The following is a 25,694-nucleotide window of genomic DNA, read 5'->3' on the forward strand; positions in this document are numbered from 1 at the left end:
ATGCCATCAGGGGCAGCAGGTCATGCCCGGGCCCACGTACGCTACTGCCGTGTTGAAGATCGATAACGCGCTCGACAACTCATCGGGTCCGGTTGTCCGCTGATGATCACCCTTCACCGCCACCCACCCAGCCCGAAGATAGCCCGCCGCTACGTGGTCCTGTGCTTCTTCCGTTTCCTCTTTACAGGCGCCATCTGCGTGGTCGGCGTCGTCCTGAGTGCCAGCGATGTTCTCCATGGTGACGATGCCCCGAGGTTCTTCGCCTGCGCGGGGGGAATCAGCAGCTCCTTGCTCCTGGTCATGGCCACCGGAGCCGCCCTGCTCAACCGGCGCTGGGCCACGCCCGCCCTCGTCGGGCTCGCCTTCTTCGTCTGGGTGATCTGGACGGTCATCACCCTCGGCGTCGGCTTCTCCAGCGGAGCTTTGGGTGCGCTCGCCACGGGCTTCATCATCCTGTTTGCGGCACGGCCTCCGCTGATGCTCAGGAACTATCTCGTCGGACTCTGAACGACCGGAGTCAGCAGCTAGGGACTCGTTTCCGAAGCTCGGCGCATCGCGTCGACGGCGACGGTCATCCGGTAGCGCTTGACCAGTGCGTCGAGGACATCGTCCTCGGTCAGGGGCAGGCCGTGGCGGCCCGACCGTTGGGCGATGGCCGTGACCGCGGCCCTCGCCCGGATCGGATTCAATGCCACGGTGTTCGCGGCGAACTCCGCTGGCCTGAGCACTTCGATCCCTACCGGTATCCCGGCTCGTGGCAGGTCTCGAACGTTGTGGGTGACGATCGCGCCAGCGCCGGCTACCACAGCAGCGGCAACCAGGTGTTCATCGTCGGGATCCGGCAGGCCGTAGGTGCCGTCCAGACCCTCCCAACCGTGGACCTCGGCATCGTCAAACGCGTGGCGAATCTGCTCGACGAGTCGGTGGGCGCGTCTGGTCGCCTCGTCCTCGTCCGTACCGCGCTTGATCAGCTTCGCGGCTTCCTCGTACTGCAGTTCGTCGAGGACGACTTCATTCCACACTGGCCGGTAGGCGTCCTCAACCGCGAGTGAGAGCAGGAAGTCGCGCTGCAAACTGGGCCACAGGACACATGTGTCGAGAAGCGCCGTGAACACCGCGCTATCTTGTCAGGCGCCCCTGCGGCGGCGTGCCACTGCGCGCCGTGTTTCGCGCAATTGTTCGAGTACCGTCTCTAGATCTTCCTCGTCGTCCAGGTCGACGGCGGTGGCTTCGAGCGCTGCATACTGCTCGGCCCGGCGCTGCTCCCGGTAGTCGAGGACGTCCCGAAGCAGCACCCGACGGTGGCTGCCCACCCGTTCGAAGGGAACTTTGCCGCTGTCCAGCAGTTTGATGACGGTGGGTCGGCTGACGCCGAGTAAGTCGGCGGCCTGCTGTGTGGTCAGCGTCTGTGTCGTCGGCGCCACGGTCACCGCAAGACCCTGCCGTAGCGCTGTGACCACCTGTTGCAGCACACGGTGGACCTCGGCCGGTAGCTCGACCCGGTCACCCGGCGTGGGGCCGGCGAGAAAGTAACGCGGTTCGGGGCGCCCTCGACCAGCGCTCGCGTGTGCCGCCAGGAAGTCGAAGACCTGGGCGACCTGCTCGGCGGCACCTGGCAGGTACGTCTCTTCCCTTAGCGCCGCTGCGCTCATGATTTCCCTCCTCGGTCACAACAAGCGTAACCACCTTCGTTTCTTGCGTCTACGAAACGAGCGGATCCCGTTGTCACAGCTGTCGGAGGGTGAACAGGTTGTCGGTCGGGTCGACGGTGGCGTCGAGTTGGGCGCCGACCCGTAGCACCGGCTCGTTGGTGCAGCGGTAGGTGGCTTCGAAGGCCGGCACGCCGTCGCCGCTGATCCGCAGGGTCAGCAGCGCCATGTCGTCGCTGCCGTCATGATGCTCCTCCAACTCCAGGGCGAGGATCTCGGCGGTCGCCGGCCGCCCGGCCTCTCGCAGCCGCCTGGTATCGGCTATCCGGTCTTCTGCTCCCGACCAGATCATCAGGCCGAGTACCGCCATGACCAGCAGTACGACGACCCCGACCGGTAGCCCTATCCACCAGGGCCAGTCGGGTGCGCCCAGGAGTACCGGACCGGCGATGAGCAGGGCGACGAGCCAGCACAGCACGGCGGTGACCCGGTGACCGAGCCGCGACCCGCTGCCGATGGATGCCTGGCGGGCAGTCCTGCTCTCGGGTGACGTCATCGAGCCATCGTAGAGATCGAGTGCCCTACTCCGGGTACGCCGACAGGGTCCTCTGACCCGGGAGTACGTCGGGTCCCTTGATCACCTTTTCGGCCCGCAAATGCGAACGGCATGTTGCCCGTGCGGGAGAGGATTGGTAGGCAAGCGTCAATTTGGCCACGTGGCGCATTGGAACGTGCGTGTTTGTACGCGTACCGGTGGGAGGTCTTCGTCGAAAGGGGACTGTCCGTTGGGTGTGCGAGCGACATACAGTCGGTGTAGGCCGCTCGTGTCGGGCGGCCGCTGCGCTTTCTGCCCTTTCACGTGTCAGTTCCGGGCCGGAGGTTACCGATGACGTACATGCCTCGCCCCCTTGGTCCACCTGCGGCGACTCGCCGATCCGATCTTCTCGCCACCGGTGCCGTCCTCGCGGCGCTGGTCCTGGTGGTTGTTGCCGGTTGCACCTCTGTGACCAAGGAGAGTTTGCCGACCGTACAGGACAAGATCGCGGAGACCTCGATTGCCAAGAAGACGAAGCTGAATATCGGCGTATATGAGGATGTGCCGTTGATGGGCTTTGTTGATAGCTCGGGCAATCGCAGTGGATTCGAGATCGATCTCGCGCGTGGCATCGCCAAATTCCTCGGCTTCGAGGAAAGCAGGATCTCCTGGGTGAAGCTGACCACGTCGGAGCGCGAGACGGCCCTGCTCGACGGTCGGGCGGACCTCGTCGTGGCGAGTTTCTCCATCACCGACAAACGCAAGGAGCGGGTACGGTTCGCCGGCCCCTACCTGGTGACCAAACAGGCGGTGCTGATCCGGGCCGAGGATCGGGACCGGATCAGGGAGATCGACGACCTGAGCCAGTTGTCCTCGCCGGTCTGCGTCAGCGGTGCCACCACGACGAAGGAACAACTGGAGGCCGAGGGCGTCCGGGTCGCGACGCTCACCAGGCGGGAGGAATGCGTGTCGGGCCTGCTCAGCGGCAAGTACTCGGCGATGAGTTCCGACCGGACCATCCTGGCGGGGTTTCTCTCCCGGAACGAGAAGCAGCTGGCGATCGTGCAGATGCCGTTCGGCGGAGACGAACTGCTCGGGGTCGGGGTACCCAAGCACGACGAGGTGCTGGAGCAACTGGTCACCCACTACCTGCACCAGATCTACCAGGCGGAGCAGGACGGTGATCCCACCGACTGGCAGGTTGCCTACCGCAGCAATCTCTACCCGTGGCTGGGCGCGGTCGGGCAGCCACATCCCGACGGCACCCCGCTCAACCTGGGGGACCAAGACGTGAGGAATCCCCGGTGACCTCGGTTGCCGACGAGCTGTCACCCTCGGGGTCCGGAAAGCGGACGGAACCGTCGGCATCCGGGTCGCGGACCGTCAGCAAGGGCGAGGAGCGACGCAGGGACGAGGAAGCCGAGCGCCGGGAACGGGCCACCCAGTCGTTCTGGGCGGTGGCGGTCGGTGTGCCCGCCGTCGTCTCCGTGATGCGACTGGTGGTGGAGGCAGGCGGTGAACTGCAGACCACGTTGCTGCTGGTCGCCAACGTCAACCCGGTGAACCTGGTGGCCGCGTTCATCATCACCTCCACCCAGATGGTTTCGGCGCTGCTCATCCTGCTCTTCGCGCTCAGCGCGGTTCTCACCGCCAGCGTGCAGGGCTGGGACGGGGATCAGGGTGTCCAGGCGCGTCGATCGCTGATCGTACGGTGGAAGACCGCTGCCCCGACCTGGTTCGTCGGCGTTGTCATCGTGGTGGCGATCTTCACCTGGGAGATTCTCTACCTGCCGTTTCTCGTACCGGCGGTGATGGCGATGTTCCAACTCTCCCCGGTGCGCATCCACCCGAACCCGATCGTGGCCTACGGCAGCGTCGGGCTGCTGCTGGTGGCGTACGGGGTGTTCCTGATCGGGCCCACGCTGCTGGACGCCGCGCGGCAGGGAGAGCCGCTGGTGATCGCCCTACTGGTGGTGCCGCCACTGCTGGGCGTGGCGATCACCGGGACGATCCATCCGGCGAGCGTCCGACTCCTGATGATCGTCGGACCGTTGATCATGTGGATCGCGGTGGGCTGGACGGCGTACTCCGTACTCACCACGCCGGTGTTGCCGTTGACCGTGACCACCGTGGAGGTGACCGACGGGCCGGTGCGCAACACCGACGGCACCACGCCGACCGAGGAGATTCGCGGCCACGTCATCACGGTCAACGACATCCACACGGTGATCCTCGAAGAGGAAGGGGTGCGGTACGTCCCGGTGGACGACGTCGAGTCGCAGGTGCTCTGCCCGAGCGAGGAGGAACTGGCCCGCTACCGGCTGTGGGTGCACGGCGTGCACGTCGAGAATTCCATCCTGGAGGCGATCGGCCGCCGGGAGCGACCACTGGCACCGGTCGGCGCGGCCTGCCGAATCGTGGACGACCAGAACGCTCCCGGCTAGCACACCACAAAGGTCAGTACGACTTCTCCTGTCCCAGCACGTGCTGCGCGACGAAGTTCAGGATCATCTCGCGGCTGACCGGGGCGATCCGGGTCGCGCGTACGGTGCCGAGCAGGGTCGCCACGCCGTACTCGGTGGTCATGCCGTTGCCGCCGTGGACCTGGATGGCGGTGTCGACGGCGAGTGCGGCGGCCTCGGCCGAGGCGTACTTGGCCATGTTCGCGGCGACTCCGGCGTCCAGGTCACGGCCGGCGTCGTAGAGGGCGGCCGCCTTGGCGATCATCAGTCGGGCGAGTTCGACCTGCACGGCCGCGTGGGCGAGCGGATGTGACAGGCCCTGGTGGGAGCCGATGCTCCGACCGCCCCACACCTTCCGGTTCGCCGCGTAGGACGAGGCGCGTTCGATCGCGTACCGGCCGGAGCCGGCGGCCAGCGCCGCGACCAGGATGCGTTCCGGGTTCAGCCCGGCGAAGAGTGCCTGTAGCCCGACGTCGACCCCGCCACCGACCAGCGCGTCGGCGGGCAGCCGGACGTCGTCGAGGTAGAGCATCCACTGGCTCTCCGGCGACAGGATCTCCATGTCGAGCTTCGACTTCGTGAAGCCGGGGGCGTCGGTCGGCACCAGGAACAGCGCCGGCTTGAGCCTGCCGGTCGCCGCGTCCTCGGTACGTCCGACCACCAGCACGTACGCGGCGTCGTCCACCCCGGAGATGAAGCACTTGCGGCCCGACAGCAGCCAGTCGTCGCCGTCGCGGCGGGCGACCGTGCCGAGCTTGTGCGAGTTGGAACCCGCCTCCGGCTCGGTGATCGCGAACGCGATCTTCAACGTGCCGTCGGCCATTCCGGGCAGGAAGCGTTTGCGCTGCTCCTCGGTGCCGTGCCGGGTGACGATGGTGGCCACGATCGCGGGCGACACCACGATCATCAGCAGCGGGGAGCCGGTCGCGGCCAACTCCTCGCAGACGATCGCCAGCTCGGTGATGCCGCCGCCACCGCCGCCGTACTCCTCGGGGATGTTGACGCCGAGGTAGCCGAGCCGGCCGGCCTCCTGCCACAGTTCGGTGGTGTGCTCGCCGGCCTTCGCCTTCCGCACGTAGTACTCGTGCCCGTACCGGCGGCCCAACGCGCGCACCGCGTCACGGAGCTGAACCTGTTCCGGGGTGAGGTCGAAGTCCATGAGGGGTGGGCCTTCCTTCCTGCTACGGCGTCGCTGAGCACGCCTGCGCGTCGGTGAGCACCGCGAGCACGGCGCCGGTGTCGACCTGGCTGCCGGCGGTCACCGGCAACTCGGCGACGATGCCGGCGGCGGGGGCGTGCACGGGGTGTTCGAGCTTCATCGCTTCGAGGGTGAGCAGCAGTTCGCCGGCCGCGACCCGCTGACCGGGGACGACCAGGACCCGGCTGACCGCACCGGGCAGCGGCGCGACCAGCGAACCTTCGGCCAGGTCGGACGCGGGCTCGGGGAAGCGCGGCAGCTCCGACAGGGTCACCGAACCGTCCGGGCCGTCCACGAAGGAGTCCGAACCGGCCCGGTGTACGGCAAACGCCGTCCGCACCCCGGCGACGTCGAGCACCACCCGGTCTCCGGCGGCGGACAGGATCGTCACCGCGGGCGGCTTCTCGGCCGGGGCGGGAGCGGACGGGTACAGACCGGCCAGGTCGAGTTCGTCCGGGTCGACCGGGCGGACCCACCAGGTGGCGAGCGCCCCGGTCCGGTCCAGCCGGTAGCCGACCTCGACCGGGCCGGACGGTCCGTCGTACACGCTGGTCTGGGCGCCGGCCGGGACGTTGCGCCAACCCGACGGGAGGCCGGCGAGGACCGGGGCCGCTCGTCGGCGGTCGGCGGCACCGGCGAGCGCGGCGGCGAGGCAGGAGATCCGGACCGCGTCGACCGAGGAGAGCAGCGGCGCGAAGAGTTCCGGGTGCCGGTCGAGGAACCCGGTGTCGATCGCCCCGCTGCGGAACTCCGGGTGCCGCAGTACGCGTACCAGCAGGTCACGGTTGGTGCGTACGCCGTGCAGTTCGGCCCGGGACAGGGCGGACGCCAGCAGCCGGGCGGCCTCGGAACGGGTCGGGGCCCAGGCGACGAGCTTGGCGAGCATCGAGTCGTAGTGCACCCCGACCACCGACCCGTCCCGTACGCCCGCGTCGAGGCGGAGCCCGGCCCGGCCGGCGCCACCGGTCGGGACCGGCTCGAACTCGGTCACCACCTCCGGCACCGCGAACCGGTGCAGGGTGCCGGTCGCCGGCAACCAGACGTTCGCCGGGTCCTCGGCGCAGAGTCGTACCTCGATCGAGTGACCGGTCGGCGGGCCCGGCGCCGGCAGGGCGCCGCCCTCGGCGACCAGGAGCTGCCAGCGGACCAGGTCCAGGCCGGTGACCGCCTCGGTGACCGGGTGTTCGACCTGGAGCCGGGTGTTCATCTCCAGGAAGAAGAACTCGCCGGTCGGGGCGAGCAGGAACTCGACCGTGCCGGCGCCGAGGTAACCGACCGCGCGGGCCGCCGCGACCGCCGCCTCGAACAGGGCCGCGCGCAGGTCGTCGCCGACCGCCGTCGACGGGGTCTCCTCGATGATTTTCTGGTGCCGGCGCTGGATCGAGCACTCTCGTTCACCGAGCGGCAGCACGGTGCCGTGGCTGTCGGCGAAGATCTGCACCTCGATGTGGCGGGCCTGCTCGACGTACCGCTCGACGAAGACGGTGCCGTCGCCGAACGCGCCGGCCGCCTCCCGGCGGGCCGAGGCGACCGCCTCGGTCAGCGTGGCCGCGTCCCGGACCACCCGCATGCCGCGACCACCACCTCCGGCCGACGCCTTGACCAGGACCGGGAAGGCGGTCACCCGGTCCGGGTCGGTCTCGGTCGGCAGCATCGGCACCCCGGCGTCGGCCAGCAGCGCCTTCGCGTCGATCTTCGAACCCATCACCGCTATCGCCTTGGCCGGCGGGCCGACCCAGGTCAGGCCGGCGTCGCAGACGGCGGTGGCGAAGTCGGCGTTCTCGGCGAGGAAGCCGTAACCGGGGTGGACGGCGTCCGCGCCGGACCGGCGGGCGGCGGCGACCAGCAGGTCCGCCCGCAGGTAGGTGTCCGCCGGGGTCTGACCGGGCAGCCGTACGGCGAAGTCCGCCTCGTCGACGTACGGCGCGTCGGCGTCGGCGTCGGAGTAGACCGCCACCGTCTCGACGCCGACCGACCGGCAGGTGGCGAAGATCCGGCGGGCGATCTCGCCCCGGTTCGCCACCAGCAGCCTGCGAATCATGGGGATTCCCTCACATCCGGAAGACGCCGAAGCCGGCGTTTCGTGCACTGTGGAGCGACGAGGGTGACGAGCCGACCGGGCCGCTGTGGATCGCCGACAGGCAGAGCCCGAGCACCGTACGGGTGTCGCGCGGGTCGATCACCCCGTCGTCGAGCAGTCGACCGGAGAGGAAGAGCGCGGCCGACTGCGACTCGACCTGTCCCTCGACCATTCTGCGCATGGCCCGGTCGCGGTCCTCGTCGTACGGCTGGCCCTTCGCCTCGGCCGCCTGCCGCGCCACGATCGACAGCACCCCGGCCAACTGGGTCGGCCCCATCACCGCCGATTTCGCGTTCGGCCAGGTGAACAGGAACCTCGGGTCGTACGCCCGGCCGCACATGCCGTAGTTGCCCGCCCCGTACGACGCACCGAGGTTCACCGTCAGGTGCGGCACGGTCGAGTTCGACACCGCGTTGATCATCAGCGCGCCGTGCTTGATGATGCCGCCCTGCTCGTACTCGGCGCCGACCATGTAGCCGGTGGTGTTCTGAAGGAAGAGCAGCGGGGTGTCGGCGTTGTTGGCGAGCTGGATGAACTGCGTCGCCTTCTGCGCCTCGGCGGAGAAGAGCACACCCCGCGCGTTCGCCAGCACCCCGACCGGGTAGCCGTGCAGCTCGCCCCAGCCGGTGACGAGTGCGCCGCCGTAACCGGGTTTGAACTCGTCGAACTCGGAGCCGTCCAGGATCCGGCCCAGCACCTCGCGCGGATCGAACGGGATCCGGGGATCGGCGCTGGCGATGGCGAGCAGGTCTTCCGGGTCGTACTTCGGCGGATCCGCCACGGCGGTCCGGGGCGCCGGGCCGTGCTTGCGCCAGTTGAACCGGCGTACGCACTGCCGGGCCAGCCGGATCCCGTCGCGCTCGTCCTCGGCGAGGAAGTCGGCCAGGCCGGAGGTGCCGGCGTGCATCGCCGCACCGCCGAGCGACTCGTCGTCGGTCACCTCGCCGGTGGCCATCCTGACCAGCGGTGGGCCGGCGAGGAAGACCTTCGCCCGCCCCCGGACCATGATCGTGTAGTCGGACATGCCGGGCACGTACGCGCCCCCGGCGGTCGCGTTGCCGAACACCACCGACACGGTCGGGATGCCGGCCGCCGACAGCCGGGTCAGGTCCCGGAACACCTGCCCACCGGGGATGAAGATCTCCGCCTGGCTGGGCAGGTCCGCCCCGCCCGACTCGACCAGGTTCACCAGCGGCAACCGGTTCGCCAGCGCGATCTCCCCGGCCCGTACGGTCTTGCGCAGCGTGTACGGGTTCACCGCACCGCCGCGTACGGTCGGGTCGTTGGCGACGATCACGCACTCGACGCCCTCGATCACCCCGATCGCGGTCACCACGCTCGCCCCGACCGGATAGTCGGTGCCCCACGCCGCCACCGGGGACAGCTCCAGCACCGGCGAGTCCCGGTCGACCAGCAACTCGATCCGCTCGCGCGGCAGCAGCTTGCCCCGCGCGTGGTGCCGGGTCACGTACTTCTCGCCACCGCCCGCGCGGGCGGTCGCCACGGCGGCGTCCAGTTCGGCGAGACGCTCCAGCATCGCCGCCCGGTTCTCCTGGTACGCCGACTGTCGCGGCTGCACCGCGGTCTCCAGAACGGCCACGTCAGCTTCCCATGCCCTTCGCGATGATCCTGTCCATGATCTCCGTGGTGCTGCCCGCGCTGCTGCCTGTGCCGCCGCCGACGCCGGTGTAACGCCTGTCTTCCCGGCCGACCGCCAACCCGTGGGGGTTGACCGCCGTCATGACGATGGCGATGGACTGATCCATCGCCACCTCTGCAACGAGCGGCTCACCGGTGGCGATACGGACCCCGAGCGGGTGGACGTGTGTGCGAGTGGGACACGCCGACGAGGTCATGGCGTACCCGTTCGGCGTGCGCCGGCGAGCGCCGGGAGATCGGCCGGCAGGTCGACGATCCGGGCCCGGAGCAGCTCGCCGAGCGCCTTCGCCTGCGGGTCGAACCGGGTCGACGCGGCCACCCCGGCACCGAGCAGTCCCCGGATGACGAAGTTGACCGCCGCCAGGTTCGGCAGCTCGTACCGCTGCACGTCGAGGTCGGCCGTTTCCGGCAGCAGCTTCCGCAGCCGGGCGACGGTCAACCAGTCGCGTAACCAGCCGTAGCCTTCGGCGGGCCGTACCCAGACGCCGAGGTTCGCGTCGCCGCCCTTGTCACCGGAACGCGCGCCGACCACCGTCCCCAGTGGTGCCCGGCGCACCTCGCCCGGCTCCCGCCACGGCTGCGGCGGCGGCGCGATGCGGGTCGGCGGGGTGGCGGTGACGGGCGCGGGTGGGATGGTGACCCGTTCGCCGCCGGGGAGGACGGCCACCTGTTCGACCGCGTGCTGCGGCAGGTCGGTGGCGGTGAAGACGCCGTACGGGGTGGCGTCGCCGGGCACCCCGGTCAGCGTGCAACCGGGGTAGGAGGCGAGCGCCAGTTCGATCGCGGCGGCCGAGAACATCCGCCCGGCCCGTTTCTGGTCAGCGTCGCGCAGGTGTACGTGCAGCAGCGCACTGGCCGACTCGGTGTCGACCGCGTCCGCATGGTCGGTACGGGCGAGCGTGAACTCCAGCCCGGTCGAGCCGACCGCGTCGACGAGCTGGGTACGGACGAGTTCCGCCTTCGCCTCGATGTCGAGTCCACAGAGGACGAACGTGGCGGTGTTGCGGTAGCCGCCGAGGGAGGTGGCGCCGACCTTGAGGGTGGGCGGTGGCGGCAGACCCCGGACGCCGGTGACGTGTACCCGGTCCGGGCCGTCGTCGGTCAGCCTGACCGTGTCGAGGCGGGTCACCACGTCCGGGCCGAGGTAGTCCGGTCCACCGATCTCGTAGAGCAGTTGCGCGACAACGGTTTCCCGGGTCACACCACCGCCGGTGCCGGGATGCTTGGTGATGACCGAGGAGCCGTCGGCGTGCAACTCGGCGACCGGGAAGCCGGGGCGGCGGCCACCGTCGGGCAGCTCGGTGAAGAAGCTGAAGTTTCCGCCGGTGACCTGCGCGCCGCATTCGAGCAGGTGACCGGCGACGGTGGCCCCGGCGAGCTGGTCGAGATCCGCGTGGGTCCAGCCGAACCGGGCGATCGCCGGGCCGACGACCAGCGACGCGTCGGTGACCCGGCCGGTCACCACGATGTTCGCGCCCCCCGCCAGGCAGCGCGCGATCCCGAACGCACCCAGGTACGCGTTCGCCGTCAACGCGTCCGGCCGGTCGACCGCGTCGCCGATGACGTACCCGACCTCGACCGGCACACCGAGCCGTTCGGCGAGGGTCCGGATCGCGTCGGCGAGTCCGGCCGGGTTCAGGCCACCGGCGTTGGTGACGAGGGCGACGCCGCGCTCCACCGCACTGCCCAGACAGGATTCGAGCTGGCGCAGGAAGGTGCGGGCGTAGCCGAGGCCGGGGTCCCGGAGCCGGTCCCGGCCGAGGATCAGCATGGTCAGCTCGGCCAGGTAGTCGCCGGTGAGCACGTCGAGCCGACCACCGTCGAGCATTTCCCGCCAGGCGTCGAACCGGTCGCCGTAGAAACCGGAGGCGTTGCCGATTCGCAGCGGTCCGGCCTGCGTCGACAGGTGCCGGTCGGTGGGCGTACTCATGACGGGACGCCGGCCCGGCGAGCCGCCCGGTCGCGGCCGGCGCGCGGTTCCCGGCCGGCGCCGGGCGGGCCGGCGAACGCCTGGGCGAGGTCCAGCCACTCGTCGGCCACCGGACCGGTCGCCACCAGGGACAGGTCGGTGCGGTGCCGACGCTGGGTGACCAGCAGACAGAAGTCCAGCGCCGGCCCGGCCACCCGGTCCGCGGCGTCGGCCGGTCCGAAGCTCCACTCGGTACCGTCGGGGGCGCGCAGCTCGACCCGGACCGGCACGTCGGGCACGGCCCGGCCGTGGGTGGCGAAGCTGTGCCCGAGGGTACGGAAGCCCAGGTGCGCCACGTGCCGCAGCCGCCCGCTCGGGGTACGGGCGACGCCGAGCGTGTCGGCCACGTCCTGGCCGTGCGCGAAGGTTTCCATCAGTCGGGCGGTGGCCAGCGAGGCCGGCGACATGCTGGTGCCGTACCAGGGGAGTCTGGTGCCGGTGGGGATGGCGGCCAGCGCGGCGGCGAGCGCGGCCCGGCCGGTACGCCACCGGTCGAGCAGTGCGGCGGGTGCGCTGTTGGGGTCGGTCGGCTTCTCCGGCGCACCGGCCATCACCTGGTCGAGGATCTCGTTCGCGCCCCGGTCGACGAAACCGCCGGGGTCGGCCGCCGCGTACTCCAGCGAGGCGTGGAACGCCGGTACGTCGGTGGCGGCCAGCAGCGCCACGTGGTCGGTCCAGGTCAGGTGGGCGATGTGGTGGGCGATGGTCCAGCCGGGTGCCGGGGTCGGCTCGGCCCAGTCGACCGCCGGCCGTTGCGCGACCAGCGCGTCCAGCTCGCTCGATTCGTCGGTCAGGTCGGTCAGCAGTTGGCTCAGGTCGACCACGGTGCCTCCGCTGCGGCTGTCGGGGTGTCCCCGGGGGACGGCGGGTTGACGATGGTGGCGAGTTGGCGTTTCCAGAGGGCCAGCAGCGGCGTACGCCGGGCCGAGTCGTCGGAGAGCAGGTTCGCCACCCCGAGCCCGCGCAGCAGGTCGAGGGTGGCCTGGATCGACTCGCGTACGCCGGGGCGGCGTTCGTCGGCGCCGAGCAGTTCGACGGTGAGCCGGTGCATCTCCCGGCCGACCCGCGCCTCCAACGGCACCAGCGCGTCGCGCAGTTCCGGGTCCGTTCGGGCGGCGAGCCAGAGTTCGAGGCCGGCGACGAAGAGTGGCCCGGTGAACGCGATCGCGAGCATGTCGATCACCCGGTCGAGCCGGTCCGGCCCGGACGGCAGCGCGGCGGCTTCGGCCCGGATCTCCGTGGCCCGGCGCTCGGCCAGGTGCTCGACCGCTGCCATGACCAGGGCGGCCTTGGTCGGGTAGTGGTGCAGCTGGGCACCTCGGGAGACGCCGGCCCGGGTGGCGACCACGGTGGAGGTGGTGCCGGACCAGCCGTGTTCGACCAGGCATTCCACCGTGGCTTCGAGCAGCCGGGCCTGGGTCGCGCGGCTGCGCTCCTGTTGCGGCACTCGGGTGGGGGTGGACACGGGGACAGCGTGCCCGCCGGGGAAACAAACAGTCAAGCCTGACTTTTTCTGATACTGGACGTCAGCGGCCGTCGCGGGGGCCGAACACGGTCAGCGCCTCGGCGTCGCTGGCCCGCGAGTGCAGGTAGTAGTCGGCCCAGGTGGCGGCCTCCGGATAGGTCGACTCGGCGGCGACCCGGACACAGGCCGCCTCGATGTCGTACCCGGTGCGCCGCAGTTGCACCCCCGGCCCGAGCAGCGCCCAGTGCGCACCGGCCCGCCCGTACGGCATCCCGACGCTGCCGGGGTTCACCACCAATCGACGGTGGGCGAGCCGGACGTACGGCATGTGGGTGTGGCCGCAGACGATCGTGTCGACCTCGTCCGGCAGACCGGTGAAGACCTCGGTCCACCGGTCCAGCCGCGAGTCGACCAGCACGACCTCCTCGTCGTCGCGCGGGGTGGCGTGGCAGAACAGCACCGGGCCGAACCCGTCCACCGGCAACGTCACCGTCTCGGGGAGCGCGGCCAGCAGTTCCACCTGGTCGTCGCGGAGTTGGGCGGCGGCCCACGGGGCGATCGGGTCCGGGATCGAGGGTTGCCGGCCGGCGCGCAGCTCGACCAGCTCGCGGTCGGCGTTGCCGCGCACCCAGGTCACCCGGTCGCCGAGGGAGGTCAGGAGGTCCAGGGTCGGCACGGGTAACGGACCGGCGGCGATGTCACCGGTCAGCACGATCCGGTCGGCCGAGCGGACGTCCGGCTCGGCCAGCACCGCTTCCAGCGCCGGCAGGACGCCGTGGATGTCGGAGAGGACGGCGATGGTCTGTGGCATCGGTCCAGCCTCGCCCGGCCGTACGGTCCGGGTCGAGAGGGTTTAGCGGGCAGCAGAAAGCGGGGGTGGCCGGTGGCCGCCCCCGCTTGCTCGCTCGTTGCCGGTCGGCTCAGACGCGGGCGCGTCGGGCCAGGCGCTCCGGGTCGAGGATGATGATGCTCTTGCCGTCGAGCCGCAGCCAGCCCCGCGAGGCGAAGTCGGCCAGTGCCTTGTTCACCGTCTCCCGGGAGGCGCCGACGAGCTGGGCGATCTCCTCCTGGGTCAGGTCGTGGGTGACCCGCAGGACCCCGCCGTCGCGGGTGCCGAACCGGCCCGCCATCTGGAGCAGGTTCTTCGCCACCCGGCCCGGTACGTCAGTGAAGATCAGGTCGGCCAGCGAGTCGTTCGTCCGGCGCAGCCTGCGGGCGAGCACCCGCAGCAACTGCTCGGCGATCTCCGGCCGGTTGTTGAGCCACGGCCGCAGGGCCTGCTTGCGCAGCCGGACCAACCTCGTGTCGGTCACCGCCGTCGCCGTGGCCGTACGCGGACCCGGATCGAAGAGCGACAGCTCCCCGACCATGTCCGACGGACCCATCACGGCGATCAGATTCTGGCGGCCGTCCGCGGCGCGTCGACCAACCTTGATCTTGCCGGTGAGTAGGATATAGAGGCTGTCACCGGGTTCGCCCTCGTTAAAGACGATTTCGCCCTTGCGGACGTCGATCGTCTCCATCTCCTTGGCGAGCGCCTCGGCCGCTTCCGGGTCTACGCCCTGGAAGATCCCGCTGCGGGCCAGTACCTCGTCCATCGCGCACCTCCGACTGCGCGCACCTCCGTCGGCCGGGTCCGCCGGCCGATGATCCGTCGCGCGCCGCCAAGTCTAAGCGCACGTCAACGGGATCCGGGGGTGCACCCCTGGAAACTTGATCCGGCACGGTAACCCGTCCGACCATGACAGCGGCTATCATCCGCGCGCCAGGCGGTTGCGTCCACCCGACCCCGCCAACCCGCCCCGATAGAGCAGGTCGGGACCGCTGACCGAGCCGTCGAACAGCCCGGATGGGCCCGGTGCCCGGTTTTCCCGAGCCGAACGGCCGACCCGCCCGGTGAACAGGTTATGTAGCGTCGCGAGCGATGTACGACAGCAGCCAACCCGCCCCCCGCCCGAACCGCAGGCACCGCGGTCCCGGCCGACTCGTCCTCGTGGTCGGCGCGGTCGTGGCCCTCCTGCTCGGTGTCGGGCTGGCCGGGGTGGCCGCCACCCGCCTGCTCGGCGACGACCCCGAGCCGTCCCGGTGGCAGTCGTCCGAACCGGCCGGCGGCGACGGCGCCACCGGCGCGGAGTCGCCCAGCCCCGTCCCGACGACGGCGCAGGTCGTCTCGCTCTCCGCCACCGGCGACATCGTCATGGGCAACGCCCCGGCCCGGCTGCCGGCCAACGGCGGCAAGGGCTTCTTCGACTCGGTCCGGGAGGCACTCGCCGCCGACCTGGTGATGGGAAACCTGGAAGAGCCGATAACGGACGACACCGGCACCTCCAAGTGCGGGGCCGACTCCACCCAGTGCCACCAGTTCCGGGTCCCCCCGTCGTACGCCGTACACCTCAAGGAAGCCGGATTCGGGCTGCTGAACCAGGCCAACAACCACGGCTACGACTACGGCGCCGCCGGCTACCGCAACACCCAGAAGCACCTGGAGGCGCAGGGCCTCGCCCACACCGGGGCACCGGACCAGATCACCGTGATGGACGTCAAGGGCGTCAAGGTCGCGGTCGTCGGCTTCTCGTCGTACCCGTGGAACAACAGCCTGGTCGACATCCCGGCCGGCGCCGAGGTGGTCAAGAAGGCCGCCACCCAGGCCGACCTGGTGGTCGTCCAGGTGCACATGGGTGGCGAGGGCACCGACAAGACCCACGTCAAGCCGGGCACCGAGATGTTCCTCGGCGAGAACCGTGGCGACCCGGTCAAGTTCTCCCACGCGATGGTCGACGCGGGCGCCGACCTGATCGTCGGGCACGGGCCGCACGTGCTGCGCGGGATGGAGTTCTACCAGGGCCGGCTGATCGCGTACAGCCTGGGCAACTTCGCCGGCGGCGCCGGGGCGCTGAACAACAGCGGCCGGCTCGGCTGGGGCGGGGTGCTCAAGGTGTCGCTCGCCGCCGACGGCACCTTCACCGGTGGTGAGTTCGTCTCGACGTACATGAACAGCGCCGGCAAGCCGACCGTGGACACCCAGAAGCGCGGGCTCAAGGCGGTCCAGGACCTCTCCGGCGCCGACTTCGACGCCACCGCGGCGAAACTCGACGCGGAGGGGAAGATCAGCGCGCCGGTCTGACCGGCGGGACCGGCCGGAGAGTCGGTGGGTCGACGTAGGCTGACCGACGTGAGCCGTACTCCCGTCGCCGAAACCGATCTCGGCCGCAAGCGAAGGGCTCGCAGGATCGGCCGGGTGCTGACCGAGACCCACCCGGACGCACACTGCGAGCTGGACCACGACGGCCCGCTGCAACTCGCGGTGGCCACCATCCTCTCCGCCCAGGCCACCGACAAGAAGGTCAACGAGGTCACGCCGAAGCTCTTCGCCCGCTACCGGACCGCCGAGGACTACGCCGGCGCCGAGCGGGCCGAGGTCGAGGACCTGATCCGGCAGACCGGCTTCTTCCGGAACAAGACCACCTCGCTGATCAACCTCGGGCGCGCGCTGGTCGAGCGGTACGACGGCCGGGTGCCCGGCAAGCTCACCGACCTGGTGACCCTGCCCGGAATCGGGCGCAAGACGGCCAACGTCATCCTCGGCAACGCGTTCGGCGTACCGGGCATCACCGTCGACACCCACTTCCAGCGGCTCGTGCACCGGTGGAGGTGGACCACCGAGACCGACCCGGTGAAGATCGAACACGCGATCGGGGCGCTCTTCGACAAGCGCGACTGGACGATGCTCTCGCACCGGGTGATCTTCCACGGGCGGCGGGTCTGCCACGCCCGCAAGCCCGCCTGCGGCGCCTGCACGCTGGCCCCGCTCTGCCCCTCGTACGGCACCGGCCCGACCGAGCCGGCAGCCGCCGCCAAGCTGCTCAAGGGGCCCCGCGCCCGCGAACTCGCGATCCAGGCCGGGCTCGACCCCGCGCTGGTGCCGGCCACGGCGGTGGCCGCGGAGGCGCCGTGAGACGTCCGCTCGCCGGGCTGCTCCTGCCCCTGCTGCTGGTCACCGTCGCGGCCTGCGGCCGGTCGTCCGGCCCGCCCGAGCCCGAGCCGCCGGCACCGTTCGCCGACTGCGCCGCACTGACCACGCCACCGGCCACGGCACCCGACACCGGGGTCGGCCGACCGGACGGGTCGACCGAACCGCTGCCGGAGATCGGGTTGCCCTGCTTCACCGGCGGCGCCGAGGTGTCGCTGGCCGCCGTACGCGGACCGGCCGTGATCAACCTGTGGGCCGCCTGGTGCCGGCCGTGCCGGAAGGAGTTGCCCGCCTTCCAGCGGCTCGCCGACCGGGCCGGCGGGCAACTGCACGTCATCGGGGTCGACACCCGCGACGACCGGGACGACGCGCGCGACTTGGGCGCCGAACTCGACCTGACCTTCCCGACCCTGTTCGACCCCGGGGAGAAGCTGCGCACCCGGATCGCCGCCCCCGGCCTGCCGGCGACCGTCTTCGTGGACGCGCAGGGGCGGATCCGGCACCTGGACATCTCCGGCGCACTCGACGACGCCACCCTCGCCACCCTGGTCGAGCAGCACCTCGGGGTGGTGGTCCCGGCATGAGCGGACAACTGCCCCCGTGGTGCGAACCGCTGGTCAGCCGGGTACGCACCGCGCGTACCGAGGACTTCACCCGGCTGCGTACGCCGACCAGCGGTGGCCGGGCCAGCGCCGTGCTGGTGCTGCTCGGCGAGGACCCGGCGTACGGGCCCGACGTACTGGTGCTCCAGCGGGCCGCGACCATGCGCAACCACGCCGGCCAGGCCGCCTTCCCCGGCGGTGCCGCCGACCCCGGTGACGCCGACGCGGCGGCGACCGCCCTGCGGGAGGCGGAGGAGGAGGTCGGCCTCGACCGGTCCAGCGTGACGGTGCTGGCGCAACTGCCACCGCTCTGGATCCCGGTGAGCGACTTCGTGGTCACCCCGATCCTCGGCTGGTGGCACGCGCCGCACCCGGTGCACGCCCGGGAGCCGGGTGAGGTTGCCCACGTCGCCCGGCTACCGATCGCCGAGCTCGTCGACCCGGCCAACCGGGTACGCGTCCGCCACCCCAGCGGCTGGGTCGGTCCCGCCTTCCAGGTCCGCGGCATGCTCGTCTGGGGCTTTACCGCCGGAGTGCTCACCGCCCTGCTCGGCATGGGTGGCTGGGACCGTCCGTGGCCGCAGGACCGGGTGGTGGAACTCCCACCGGTCGGTGCCGCCCCGGCGCCCCACGCGAGCACCGACGGGGAACTCGCCGGGCCCGGCCCGGGAAGCGGGAAGGTCGTCCCCGGACGCTGATTTTCGGGCGCCGATTACGGGTCTGTGCGAGCGGCCTGTCATCTGGCGGGCCCCGTCCCCGTACGCTGGGGGCGTGTCGGTGGTGGATGTGGTCCTCATCCTGCTCATGCTGGTGTTCGCGATCACCGGATACCGGCAGGGCTTCGTCATCGGGGCGCTCTCCCTCACCGGGTTCTTCACCGGGCTGCTGATCGGGCTGCAACTCGGCCCGCTGCTCGCGGAGCAGTTCAACGGTGGGGCGATGCGCATCCTGGTCGCGCTGATTACGATCTTCGGCCTGGCGGTGCTCGGCCAGACCCTCTCCGGCTGGGTCGGCTCGCACCTGCGGCACGCGATCAGCAGCCCGGTGGGCCGCAAGGCCGACGACATCGGTGGCGCCTTCGTGTCGCTGTTCGCGCTGCTGTTGGCGGCCTGGCTGGTGGCGGTCCCGCTCGGCTCGTCGTCCGTGCCGTGGGTGGCCAGCGCCGTACGCCACAGTGCGCTGATCAACGCGGTCGACCGGGTGCTGCCGGAGCAGGCGCAGGCGCTGTCGAACCAGTTCCGGGAGACCGTCGACACCAACGGGTTCCCGGATCCGTTCGGCCGGCTGGCCCCGACCCGTGCCCGCGAGGTCTCGCCGCCCGATCCGGCGCTGGCCGGGTCGCAGGTGGTGGTGAACGGGCAGCGTTCGGTGGTGAAGGTGCTCGGCTCCGCGCCGGCCTGTTCCCGCCGGATCGAGGGGTCCGGTTTCGTGTACGCCGAGGACCGGGTGATGACCAACGCGCACGTGGTCGCCGGGACCCGGTCGGTCTCGGTCGAGCTGGACGGCGACCGGCACAACGGGCGGGTGGTCGTCTACGACCCGGAACGGGACCTGGCGGTGATCTTCGTGCCGGGGCTCTCGGCGCCGGTGATGCCGTTCGCGGCCCGGCAGGCGCCGAGCGAGGCCGACGCGATCGTGCTCGGGTTCCCGCTCGACGGGCCGTACAACGCGCAGTCGGCGCGGGTCCGGGACGTCAGCAAGATCACCGGGCCGAACATCTACGACTCCGGGGACGTGACCCGCGAGATCTACACGATCCGGGCGCTGGTCCGCAGCGGAAACTCCGGCGGGCCGCTGGTCGCACCGAACGGCCAGGTGCTCGGCGTGATCTTCGCGGCGGCGGCGGACGACCCGAACACCGGCTTCGCGGTGACCGCGAACGAGGCCAGGTCGACGGCGACCGCCGGCACCGAGCGGACCAGGGCCACCGACACCGGCGCCTGCACCTGACCGCCGCCCCTGCGGGGATCAGCGCGGATCAGCCCCGCGGATCGCGCCGTTTGCGGTAGAGCACCTGGCGGCGCAACGGGCCGGGGTCCGACTCCGGGTCGTCGAAGTCGTCCGCCGGATCGGTGGTCATCCCGAGTCGGCGCATCACCGCCTGGGAACGCAGGTTCGTCTTCGTGGTGATCGCCAGGATCTCCGGCAGGCCGACCGTGTCGAAGCCGTACGCCAGGACGGCGCGGGCCGCCTCGGTGGCGTACCCGTGGCCCCACGCCGTACGGGCCAGCCGCCAGCCGGCCTCGACACCGGTGAACGGCATTCCCTCGTCGACCGGGTCCAGGCCGGTGAAGCCGATGAACTCCCCGGTCGCCCGGACCTCCACCGCCCAGAAACCGAAGCCGTTGCGGTCCAGGTCGGCCTGGAAACTGGCGATCGAGGCGGCGGCCTGGTGGGCGTCGAGCACCGGGCCGAGATGCTCCCTGACCTCGGGGTCGGCGTTCATCGCCGCCCACGGCGCCAGGTCGGACCGGCGCCAGTCGCGCAGGATCAGGCGCTCAGTGTCGATCTCCGTCACGGGCGAACAGTAGCCCGCACACCGGCCCGGTGGTGTCAGGATTCCCCTGACGACCGCTCGTCGGGTCGGGCACCGGTCGGCGGTGCCGGTGCCTGCGCCACCCCGTCGTCCTGCCGGCGCGGCCGCCACCAGCGGTTCCGTACGCCGTGCGCGTGCTGAAGCCGGTTCACCAGCAGCCCACTGCCGGTGAGTACGACCAGCAGGACCACGGTGCCGGTCCAGACGACGCCCTGCTGCCCGGCGGAACCCTCCAGCCCACCGGCCGGGTGCGCCGACCAGCGCATCCGGTTGCCCGGCGGGCTGACCTTGAGCTGATCCGTCTGCTGGCTGCCCGACCCGCTCGCGGCGTTCACGCCCGGAGCCGGGCCGAAGCCGGCCTCGCCGGGCGACAGGTTGTCGTCGAGCGGATTGCTCGCCACCGGGCCCACCTGGTTCGACAGGGCGGCGAGCGGATCGACCAGGCCGAAGCCGAACCGGTCGTCCCGCCCGGCGGGGCCCAGGTCACGGGCGGTCTGGGTCAACCGGTTCACCACGTCGCCGGCCGACATCTGCGGGAACTTCGACCGGACGAGTGCCGCCGAGGCGGTCACCAGCGGGGCCGCGAAGCTGGTCCCCTGGACCCGCCAGTAGCCGCCGTCGCGGCCGGCGCCGAGCAGCCCGGTCGCCGGTGCCGTCAGTACGGTCTGCGGCCCGCTGATCGCACCCGACCAGAGCCCGTCGGTGTCGCGTTCCATGCCGGAGACCGCGACCACGCCCGGCTCCCGGGCCGGGTACCAGACGTCGGTCGACGCGGACACGCCCCGGTTGCCGGTGCAGGCGACGACGACCACGTCCCGGACGAACGCGTAGTCGAGCGCGGCGGCCAGTGCCGGGCTGTTGCCGGCGCCGCCGAGCGACAGGTTGACCACCCGCGCGCCACTGTCCACCGCCCAGCGCAGGCCCTTCGCCACGATCATCGCGTCGTCGTAGCGGTTCTCCGCGTCGAGCACCCGGACCGGCAGGATCTTCGCGTTCGGGGCGAGTCCGGCGACCCCCCGGCTGTCGTCGTTGCGGCCGGCGATCAGCGCCGCCACGGTCGTGCCGTGGCCGACCGGGTCGGTGTGCCCGTCGCCGCCCGGCTGCACCAGGTCGAGTCCGGGCAGCACCTGGCCGGCGAGGTCCGGGTGGCTGCCGTCCACCCCGGAGTCGATCACCGCGACGGTGACGTCCCTACCGGTGGAGACCTTCCACAGTGCTTTCGCGTTGAACTCGTCCAGCTGCCACTGCTCGTCGCGGACCGAGTCGGCCCGGATCGGCAGCGCCGCCGGCTGGGCCCGCAGGACCCCGTCGGGGGGTGGTGGAGCCGCCGTCGCCACGGCCGGGCCGGCCAGGGTCACCCCGACCCCGAGCATGGCGAGCAGCGCCGCCACGGCAGCCCGTGGCCCGGCACGATGGTCTCGATACACCAGCCCTGTCACAGCTTGGCCATTTCACCCCGGCGGACACGTGATGCCACGGAGGTTACCCCTTTTCACTGTGGTGGCGGGGCGTTCGCGACGAATCGATCAGGCCGAGGGCAGATGGGCGAGTTGGATCAGGCGCACTCCCTCCTTGCGGGTCACCAGCCGACCCCGGCCGGGCGGCATCGGCGACGGGCGCACCGCGCCGACCAACGCGCCCTCGTCCTTGTCGCCGGACATCACCAGGCCGGGCGAGGAGAGCTCGCGCAACCGCTGGATGATCGGCTCGTAGAGCGACCGGGACGCGCCACCGGACCGGCGGGTCAGCACCAGGTGCAGGCCGATGTCGCGGGCCTGCGGCAGGAACTCCTCCAGCGGGCGCAGCGGGTTCGCCGGGCCGGTGGCGACCAGGTCGTAGTCGTCGACCAGCACGAACAGCTCCGGGCCGGTCCACCACGACCGGTCCTTCAACTGCTGCGGGGTGACGTCCGGGCCGGGCAGGCGCCGAGACATGTACCCGGCCGCCGACTCGATCAACTCGACCGTCGCGGCGGCGGCGGTGCCGTACCCGATCAGGTGTTCGGTCTGGATCGTGCCGAGCAGGCTGCGCCGGTAGTCGACCAGGATCACCCGGGCCTGCTCCGGGGTGAACCGGCCGGTGATCGAGGTGGCCAGCGCCCGCAGGAACGACGACTTGCCGCACTCGGCGTCACCGAAGAGCAGGAAGTGCGGCTCGGTCGCGAAATCGATCGAGACCGGCCGCAGGTCCGCCTCGGAGATGCCGATCGGCAACCGCAGGCCGGACGTCCCGGCCAGGTCCAACTCGGTGTACGGCAACACCGGCGGAAGCAGTCGTACGCGCGGAGCCGGCGCCCCGGACCACGCACTGGCGACCGCCTTGACCAGTGACGGGGTGTCGCCACCGAGGCTGGACAGTCCCGGCAGCGCGGTCAGGAAGTGCAGGCTCTCGGCGGTGATGCCGCGCCCCGGCGTCTTCTCCGGCACGTTCGCCGCGGCACGCCGGGAGACGATCGAGTCGGTCGGGTCGCCGAGGCGCAGTTCGAGGCGGGAACCGAACAGGTCCCGGATCGCCGGCCGGAAGTCCATCCAGCGTGGCGCGGCGGCGACCACGTGCACGCCGTACGACAGGCCACGGGTGGCCAGGTCGGTGATCATCGGCTCCAGGTCGTCGTACTCGCCGCGCAGGGTCGGCCAGCCGTCGACGACCAGGAACACGTCCCCGAACGGGTCGGTGCCGCCGCCGGTGCCCCCGGCCGCCCGGCGCCTGCGGTACGCCACCATCGAGTCCACCCCGAGGTCGGCGAAGCGCCGCTCCCGCTCGGCGAGCAGGGTCGAGATCTCGCCGATGGTGCGCCGTACGGCTGCGGTGTCGAGCCGGCTCGCCACCCCGCCGACGTGCGGCAGGTCGCGCAGTGCGGCCAGTGCCCCGCCACCGAAGTCGAGGCAGTAGATCTGCACCTCGGCCGGGGTGTGGGTGAGCGCCAGCCCGCAGATCAGCGTCCGCAGCAGGGTCGACTTGCCGCTCTGCGGACCGCCGACGACGGCGACGTGCCCGGCGGCCGAGTCCAGTGCCAGCCAGAGCAGGTCCCGCCGCTGCTCGAACGGCTTGTCGATCAGCGCCACCGGCACCTGGAGACCACCGTGCAGCTCCGGGTTGCCGAAGGTGAGCCCGCGCACCGGGTCGGTGGTGACCGGGCCGAGCAGCTCGTCCAGCGCGGGTGCCTGGGCCAGCGGCGGCAGCCACACCTGGTGCGCCGGTGGGCCCTGGCCGACCAGCCGGGAGACCATCACGTCGAGCAGGCTCTGCCCGGCCGGCACCTCCTGCGGCACCGGCTCGGCGGTGGTCACCGGGTCCGGCACCGGCACGAAGTGGGTCGAGTACGTCAGCAGGCGCGGCGCACCGGACTGGCCGCCGCCGGCACCGCCGAGCCCGGCGCGGCGGAACGAGCCGGAGACGTACGCGGCCTTGAACCGGACCAGTGGTTCGGTGCCGAACTTCAGGTAGCCGTGCCCCGGTGAGCGGGGCAGCTCGTACGCGTCCGGGACGCCGAGCACGGCGCGCGACTCCAGGGCGGAGAACGTCCGCAACCCGATCCGGTACGACAGGTGCGTGTCCAGCCCGCGCAGCCGCCCCTCCTCCAGCCGCTGCGACGCCAGCAGCAGGTGTACGCCGAGCGACCGGCCCAGCCGGCCGATCTGGACGAAGAGGTCGATGAAGTCGGGCTTGGCGGAGAGCAGTTCGGAGAACTCGTCACAGATGATCAGCAGCGACGGCAGCGGGGCGAGCGCGGCTCCTCCGCCCCGGGCCTTCTCGTAGTCACGCAGGCTGGCGAAGTTGCCGGCCCGGCGGAGCAGTTCCTGCCGGCGGATCAGCTCGCCGTTGATCGCGTCCACCATCCGGTCGACCAGCGGCAGCTCGTCGGCCAGGTTGGTGATCACGGCGGCGGTGTGCGGCAGCCGGTCCAGGGAGGAGAAGGTGGCGCCGCCCTTGAAGTCGACCAGGACGAAGTTCAGCGCCTCGGACGAGTGCGTCGCGGCCAGCCCGAGCACGAGCGTACGCAGCAGCTCCGACTTGCCCGAGCCGGTGGCGCCGATCAGCAGCCCGTGCGGGCCCATGCCGTCCTGCGCCGACTCCTTCAGGTCCAGTTCGATCGCGCCGCCGTCACCGGCGACCCCGATCGGCACCCGCAGCCGGTCCCGGCCGGGTCGCGGCGCCCAGCCCTGGGCGGTGGTGAAGTTGTCCGGGTCGCCGATGCCGAGCAGGTCGGCCAGGCCCATCTCGGCGTTGAGCGGGGTGTCGGCGCCGCCCTTGCCGGCCGCCGCGAGCCGCAGCGGGGCGAGTCGTCGGGCGACCGCCTCCGCCTCGACCACGGTCAGCCGGTCCGGGGTGCCGACCTCGGCCTGCCCGTCCATCGTGTACGTGTTCAGCCGGCCGCCGCGCACCTCCAGGACCAGCATGGACCGGTCCAGCAGTCGGGGCGGCGGGCTGTCCAGGTCGACGATCGTCACCGCGTCGATGCCACCGTCGCTGACCAACGCGGCGGCCCCGGTCAGGTCACCCCCGTCGAGGACGACCACCACGTGCGGCCCGTCGGTCGCCGGTCCGGCGGGACTGAACCGGGACCGGTTGCCGAGCACGTCCTCCAGCAGGCTTTCGAGTTCGACGGCGGAGCTGGCGACGAGGCGTACCGGGCCGAGGGCGTCGGAGCGGTCCGGGTGCTGGGCGTGCGGCAGCCACTTCAGCCACTCCCACAGTGCCCGGCGTTCCGGTCCGGCGCAGACCGCGATCAGCAACTCGTCCGGGGCGTGGAAGACGGCGAGCTGGGTCAGCATCGCCCGCGCCAGGGCCTGCGGCCCCTCGGCCCCGGTGCCGGGGTCGATCCGGCCCGAGTCGGTCCAGCCCAGCTCGGGGCGACCGAGTTCGACCCGGTTGACCTCACCGCGGACGAAGACCCGGGCGAACGCGCGCAGGGAGAGCGCCACCGGCAGGTCCGGCACCACCGCGTACGCGTCCAGGAACCGGCGCAGCGCACCGGCGGTCATCGGCTCCAGGTCCTCCAGCGGCCGGGTCACCGGCGGGATCAGCGGCGTCGCCAGGGTCTGCGGGCCGACCGCGACCCGGACCACGCCGAAGTCCGGGTCACCGGGGCGGCGCTCCCACACCCGGTGACTGCCCACCGTGGACCAGAGCCGGGCCGGGTCGGGGTGCCGGTAGAACAGGCCGGCGCGCTGCTTGCCGGCGGTCTCCCGGACCCTGCGGCGCAGGGTCGCCAGGTGCCGCAGGTACTCCCGCCGGGCCGCCATCATCTCGGCCTTCTTCGGCGTGCCGGAGGCGCTGCCCCACGAGGAGGCGAGCATCGCCAGCGACGACACGCCGAACATCGCGCCGACCACGTAGGAGTACGCGCCACCGCCGCGCCCGAACATCATCGCCATCGCGACCGAGCCGCCGAGCATCGGCAGCACCATCATCAGCTGCTGCATCCGGCCACCGGTGGCGGCCGGGATCTCCGGCGGCGGGTCGACCGGCAGCTCGCCCGTGGGGATCTCCGGTGCCGGCCGCCGAGGCGGCCGCTTGATGACCACTGTGCTCATGCGCCGCTCATCCGATCTCCCCCTGATGATGC

General features: G+C 71.5%; 23 protein-coding genes. 8 read left to right on the forward strand and 15 right to left on the reverse strand.

All coding sequences use genetic code 11. The features are described from left to right. The first annotated feature begins 102 nt into the window (after positions 1–102). Positions 103–507: a hypothetical protein gene (locus ACZ6QQ_RS13610; RefSeq protein WP_465876346.1), complete on the forward strand. Its 405-nt coding sequence runs from the start codon at positions 103–105 to the stop codon at positions 505–507. Positions 508–524: 17 nt separating this feature from the next. Here the strand turns inward: ACZ6QQ_RS13610 and ACZ6QQ_RS13615 are convergent, their stop codons facing one another. The 3 genes from ACZ6QQ_RS13615 to ACZ6QQ_RS13625 form a co-directional block, all read right to left on the reverse strand. After that, positions 525–1,115 carry a PIN domain-containing protein gene (locus ACZ6QQ_RS13615; protein WP_465876348.1) on the reverse strand — a complete coding sequence of 197 codons (591 nt, stop codon included), beginning with the start codon at positions 1,113–1,115 and terminating at the stop codon, positions 525–527. Positions 1,116–1,127: 12 nt separating this feature from the next. Further along, positions 1,128–1,652 (reverse strand): helix-turn-helix domain-containing protein, encoded by a 525-nt coding sequence (locus ACZ6QQ_RS13620; protein ID WP_465876350.1) that lies wholly within the window; start codon positions 1,650–1,652, stop codon positions 1,128–1,130. A gap of 73 nt (positions 1,653–1,725) precedes the next feature. After that, positions 1,726–2,205, reverse strand: a complete 480-nt coding sequence (locus ACZ6QQ_RS13625) for a hypothetical protein (protein WP_465876352.1) — start codon at positions 2,203–2,205, stop codon at positions 1,726–1,728. A gap of 303 nt (positions 2,206–2,508) precedes the next feature. Between ACZ6QQ_RS13625 and ACZ6QQ_RS13630 the strand changes: the two genes are divergently transcribed. Next, a complete protein-coding gene (locus ACZ6QQ_RS13630; protein WP_465876354.1) occupies positions 2,509–3,492 on the forward strand; it encodes a transporter substrate-binding domain-containing protein in 984 nt (327 codons plus the stop codon). Next, complete coding sequence (locus tag ACZ6QQ_RS13635; RefSeq protein ID WP_465876355.1) at positions 3,489–4,628, forward strand: hypothetical protein; 1,140 nt, start codon at positions 3,489–3,491, stop codon at positions 4,626–4,628. The genes ACZ6QQ_RS13630 and ACZ6QQ_RS13635 overlap by 4 nt, the downstream gene beginning before the upstream one ends. A 13-nt stretch (positions 4,629–4,641) precedes the next feature. On the opposite strand, the gene ACZ6QQ_RS13640 is transcribed toward ACZ6QQ_RS13635, so the two are convergent. The 9 genes from ACZ6QQ_RS13640 to ACZ6QQ_RS13680 form a co-directional block, all read right to left on the reverse strand. Continuing rightward, complete coding sequence (locus tag ACZ6QQ_RS13640; RefSeq protein WP_465876356.1) at positions 4,642–5,805, reverse strand: acyl-CoA dehydrogenase family protein; 1,164 nt, start codon at positions 5,803–5,805, stop codon at positions 4,642–4,644. Between the two features lie 22 nt (positions 5,806–5,827). Next, positions 5,828–7,885 (reverse strand): acetyl/propionyl/methylcrotonyl-CoA carboxylase subunit alpha, encoded by a 2,058-nt coding sequence (locus ACZ6QQ_RS13645; protein ID WP_465876357.1) that lies wholly within the window; start codon positions 7,883–7,885, stop codon positions 5,828–5,830. A 10-nt stretch (positions 7,886–7,895) separates the two neighbouring features. Next, positions 7,896–9,461: an acyl-CoA carboxylase subunit beta gene (locus tag ACZ6QQ_RS13650; RefSeq protein ID WP_465876786.1), complete on the reverse strand. Its 1,566-nt coding sequence runs from the start codon at positions 9,459–9,461 to the stop codon at positions 7,896–7,898. 64 nt (positions 9,462–9,525) lie between these two features. After that, positions 9,526–9,690, reverse strand: coding sequence for a hypothetical protein (locus ACZ6QQ_RS13655; RefSeq protein ID WP_465876358.1), 165 nt, complete (start codon positions 9,688–9,690; stop codon positions 9,526–9,528). Between the two features lie 86 nt (positions 9,691–9,776). After that, positions 9,777–11,513, reverse strand: a complete 1,737-nt coding sequence (locus ACZ6QQ_RS13660; protein ID WP_465876360.1) for an acyclic terpene utilization AtuA family protein — start codon at positions 11,511–11,513, stop codon at positions 9,777–9,779. Further along, the gene (locus tag ACZ6QQ_RS13665; protein WP_465876362.1) at positions 11,510–12,376 is read right to left on the reverse strand and encodes a TIGR03084 family metal-binding protein; all 867 of its coding nucleotides are present in this window, start codon (positions 12,374–12,376) and stop codon (positions 11,510–11,512) included. The genes ACZ6QQ_RS13660 and ACZ6QQ_RS13665 overlap by 4 nt, the downstream gene beginning before the upstream one ends. Beyond that, positions 12,364–13,017 carry a TetR/AcrR family transcriptional regulator gene (locus ACZ6QQ_RS13670; RefSeq protein WP_465876363.1) on the reverse strand — a complete coding sequence of 218 codons (654 nt, stop codon included), beginning with the start codon at positions 13,015–13,017 and terminating at the stop codon, positions 12,364–12,366. The genes ACZ6QQ_RS13665 and ACZ6QQ_RS13670 overlap by 13 nt, the downstream gene beginning before the upstream one ends. A 61-nt stretch (positions 13,018–13,078) precedes the next feature. Beyond that, positions 13,079–13,828 (reverse strand): metallophosphoesterase family protein, encoded by a 750-nt coding sequence (locus ACZ6QQ_RS13675; RefSeq protein WP_465876364.1) that lies wholly within the window; start codon positions 13,826–13,828, stop codon positions 13,079–13,081. A gap of 109 nt (positions 13,829–13,937) precedes the next feature. Further along, entirely contained in the window at positions 13,938–14,615 is a 678-nt protein-coding gene (locus ACZ6QQ_RS13680; protein WP_326561599.1) for a Crp/Fnr family transcriptional regulator, read from the reverse strand. Positions 14,616–14,941: 326 nt separating this feature from the next. On the opposite strand from ACZ6QQ_RS13680, the gene ACZ6QQ_RS13685 reads away from it, so the two are divergent. The 5 genes from ACZ6QQ_RS13685 to ACZ6QQ_RS13705 all read left to right on the forward strand — a co-directional run bounded on the left by ACZ6QQ_RS13685 (position 14,942) and on the right by ACZ6QQ_RS13705 (position 19,539). Then, the gene (locus ACZ6QQ_RS13685; protein WP_465876366.1) at positions 14,942–16,141 is read left to right on the forward strand and encodes a CapA family protein; all 1,200 of its coding nucleotides are present in this window, start codon (positions 14,942–14,944) and stop codon (positions 16,139–16,141) included. A 24-nt stretch (positions 16,142–16,165) separates the two neighbouring features. Next, a complete protein-coding gene (nth, locus tag ACZ6QQ_RS13690) occupies positions 16,166–16,972 on the forward strand; it encodes an endonuclease III (protein ID WP_465876367.1) in 807 nt (268 codons plus the stop codon). Beyond that, positions 16,969–17,571, forward strand: coding sequence for a TlpA family protein disulfide reductase (locus tag ACZ6QQ_RS13695; RefSeq protein ID WP_465876368.1), 603 nt, complete (start codon positions 16,969–16,971; stop codon positions 17,569–17,571). Before nth ends, ACZ6QQ_RS13695 begins: the two co-directional genes overlap by 4 nt. Continuing rightward, the gene (locus ACZ6QQ_RS13700) at positions 17,568–18,287 is read left to right on the forward strand and encodes an NUDIX hydrolase (protein ID WP_465876370.1); all 720 of its coding nucleotides are present in this window, start codon (positions 17,568–17,570) and stop codon (positions 18,285–18,287) included. The genes ACZ6QQ_RS13695 and ACZ6QQ_RS13700 overlap by 4 nt, the downstream gene beginning before the upstream one ends. Positions 18,288–18,360: 73 nt before the next feature. Then, on the forward strand, positions 18,361–19,539 hold the full coding sequence (locus tag ACZ6QQ_RS13705; protein WP_465876371.1) for a MarP family serine protease: 1,179 nt from the start codon (positions 18,361–18,363) through the stop codon (positions 19,537–19,539). A 28-nt stretch (positions 19,540–19,567) separates the two neighbouring features. Here ACZ6QQ_RS13705 and ACZ6QQ_RS13710 read toward each other — a convergent pair whose 3' ends face one another. From ACZ6QQ_RS13710 to eccCa, 3 genes are all read right to left on the reverse strand, one after another. Beyond that, positions 19,568–20,107, reverse strand: coding sequence for a GNAT family N-acetyltransferase (locus tag ACZ6QQ_RS13710; protein WP_465876372.1), 540 nt, complete (start codon positions 20,105–20,107; stop codon positions 19,568–19,570). A 35-nt stretch (positions 20,108–20,142) separates the two neighbouring features. Next, positions 20,143–21,498, reverse strand: coding sequence for a type VII secretion-associated serine protease mycosin (gene mycP / locus ACZ6QQ_RS13715; RefSeq protein WP_465876787.1), 1,356 nt, complete (start codon positions 21,496–21,498; stop codon positions 20,143–20,145). Positions 21,499–21,651: 153 nt separating this feature from the next. Continuing rightward, entirely contained in the window at positions 21,652–25,662 is a 4,011-nt protein-coding gene (gene eccCa, locus ACZ6QQ_RS13720) for a type VII secretion protein EccCa (RefSeq protein ID WP_465876374.1), read from the reverse strand. Positions 25,663–25,694: the final 32 nt, after the last annotated feature.

The organism is Micromonospora sp. NPDC049529 (assembly GCF_055586685.1).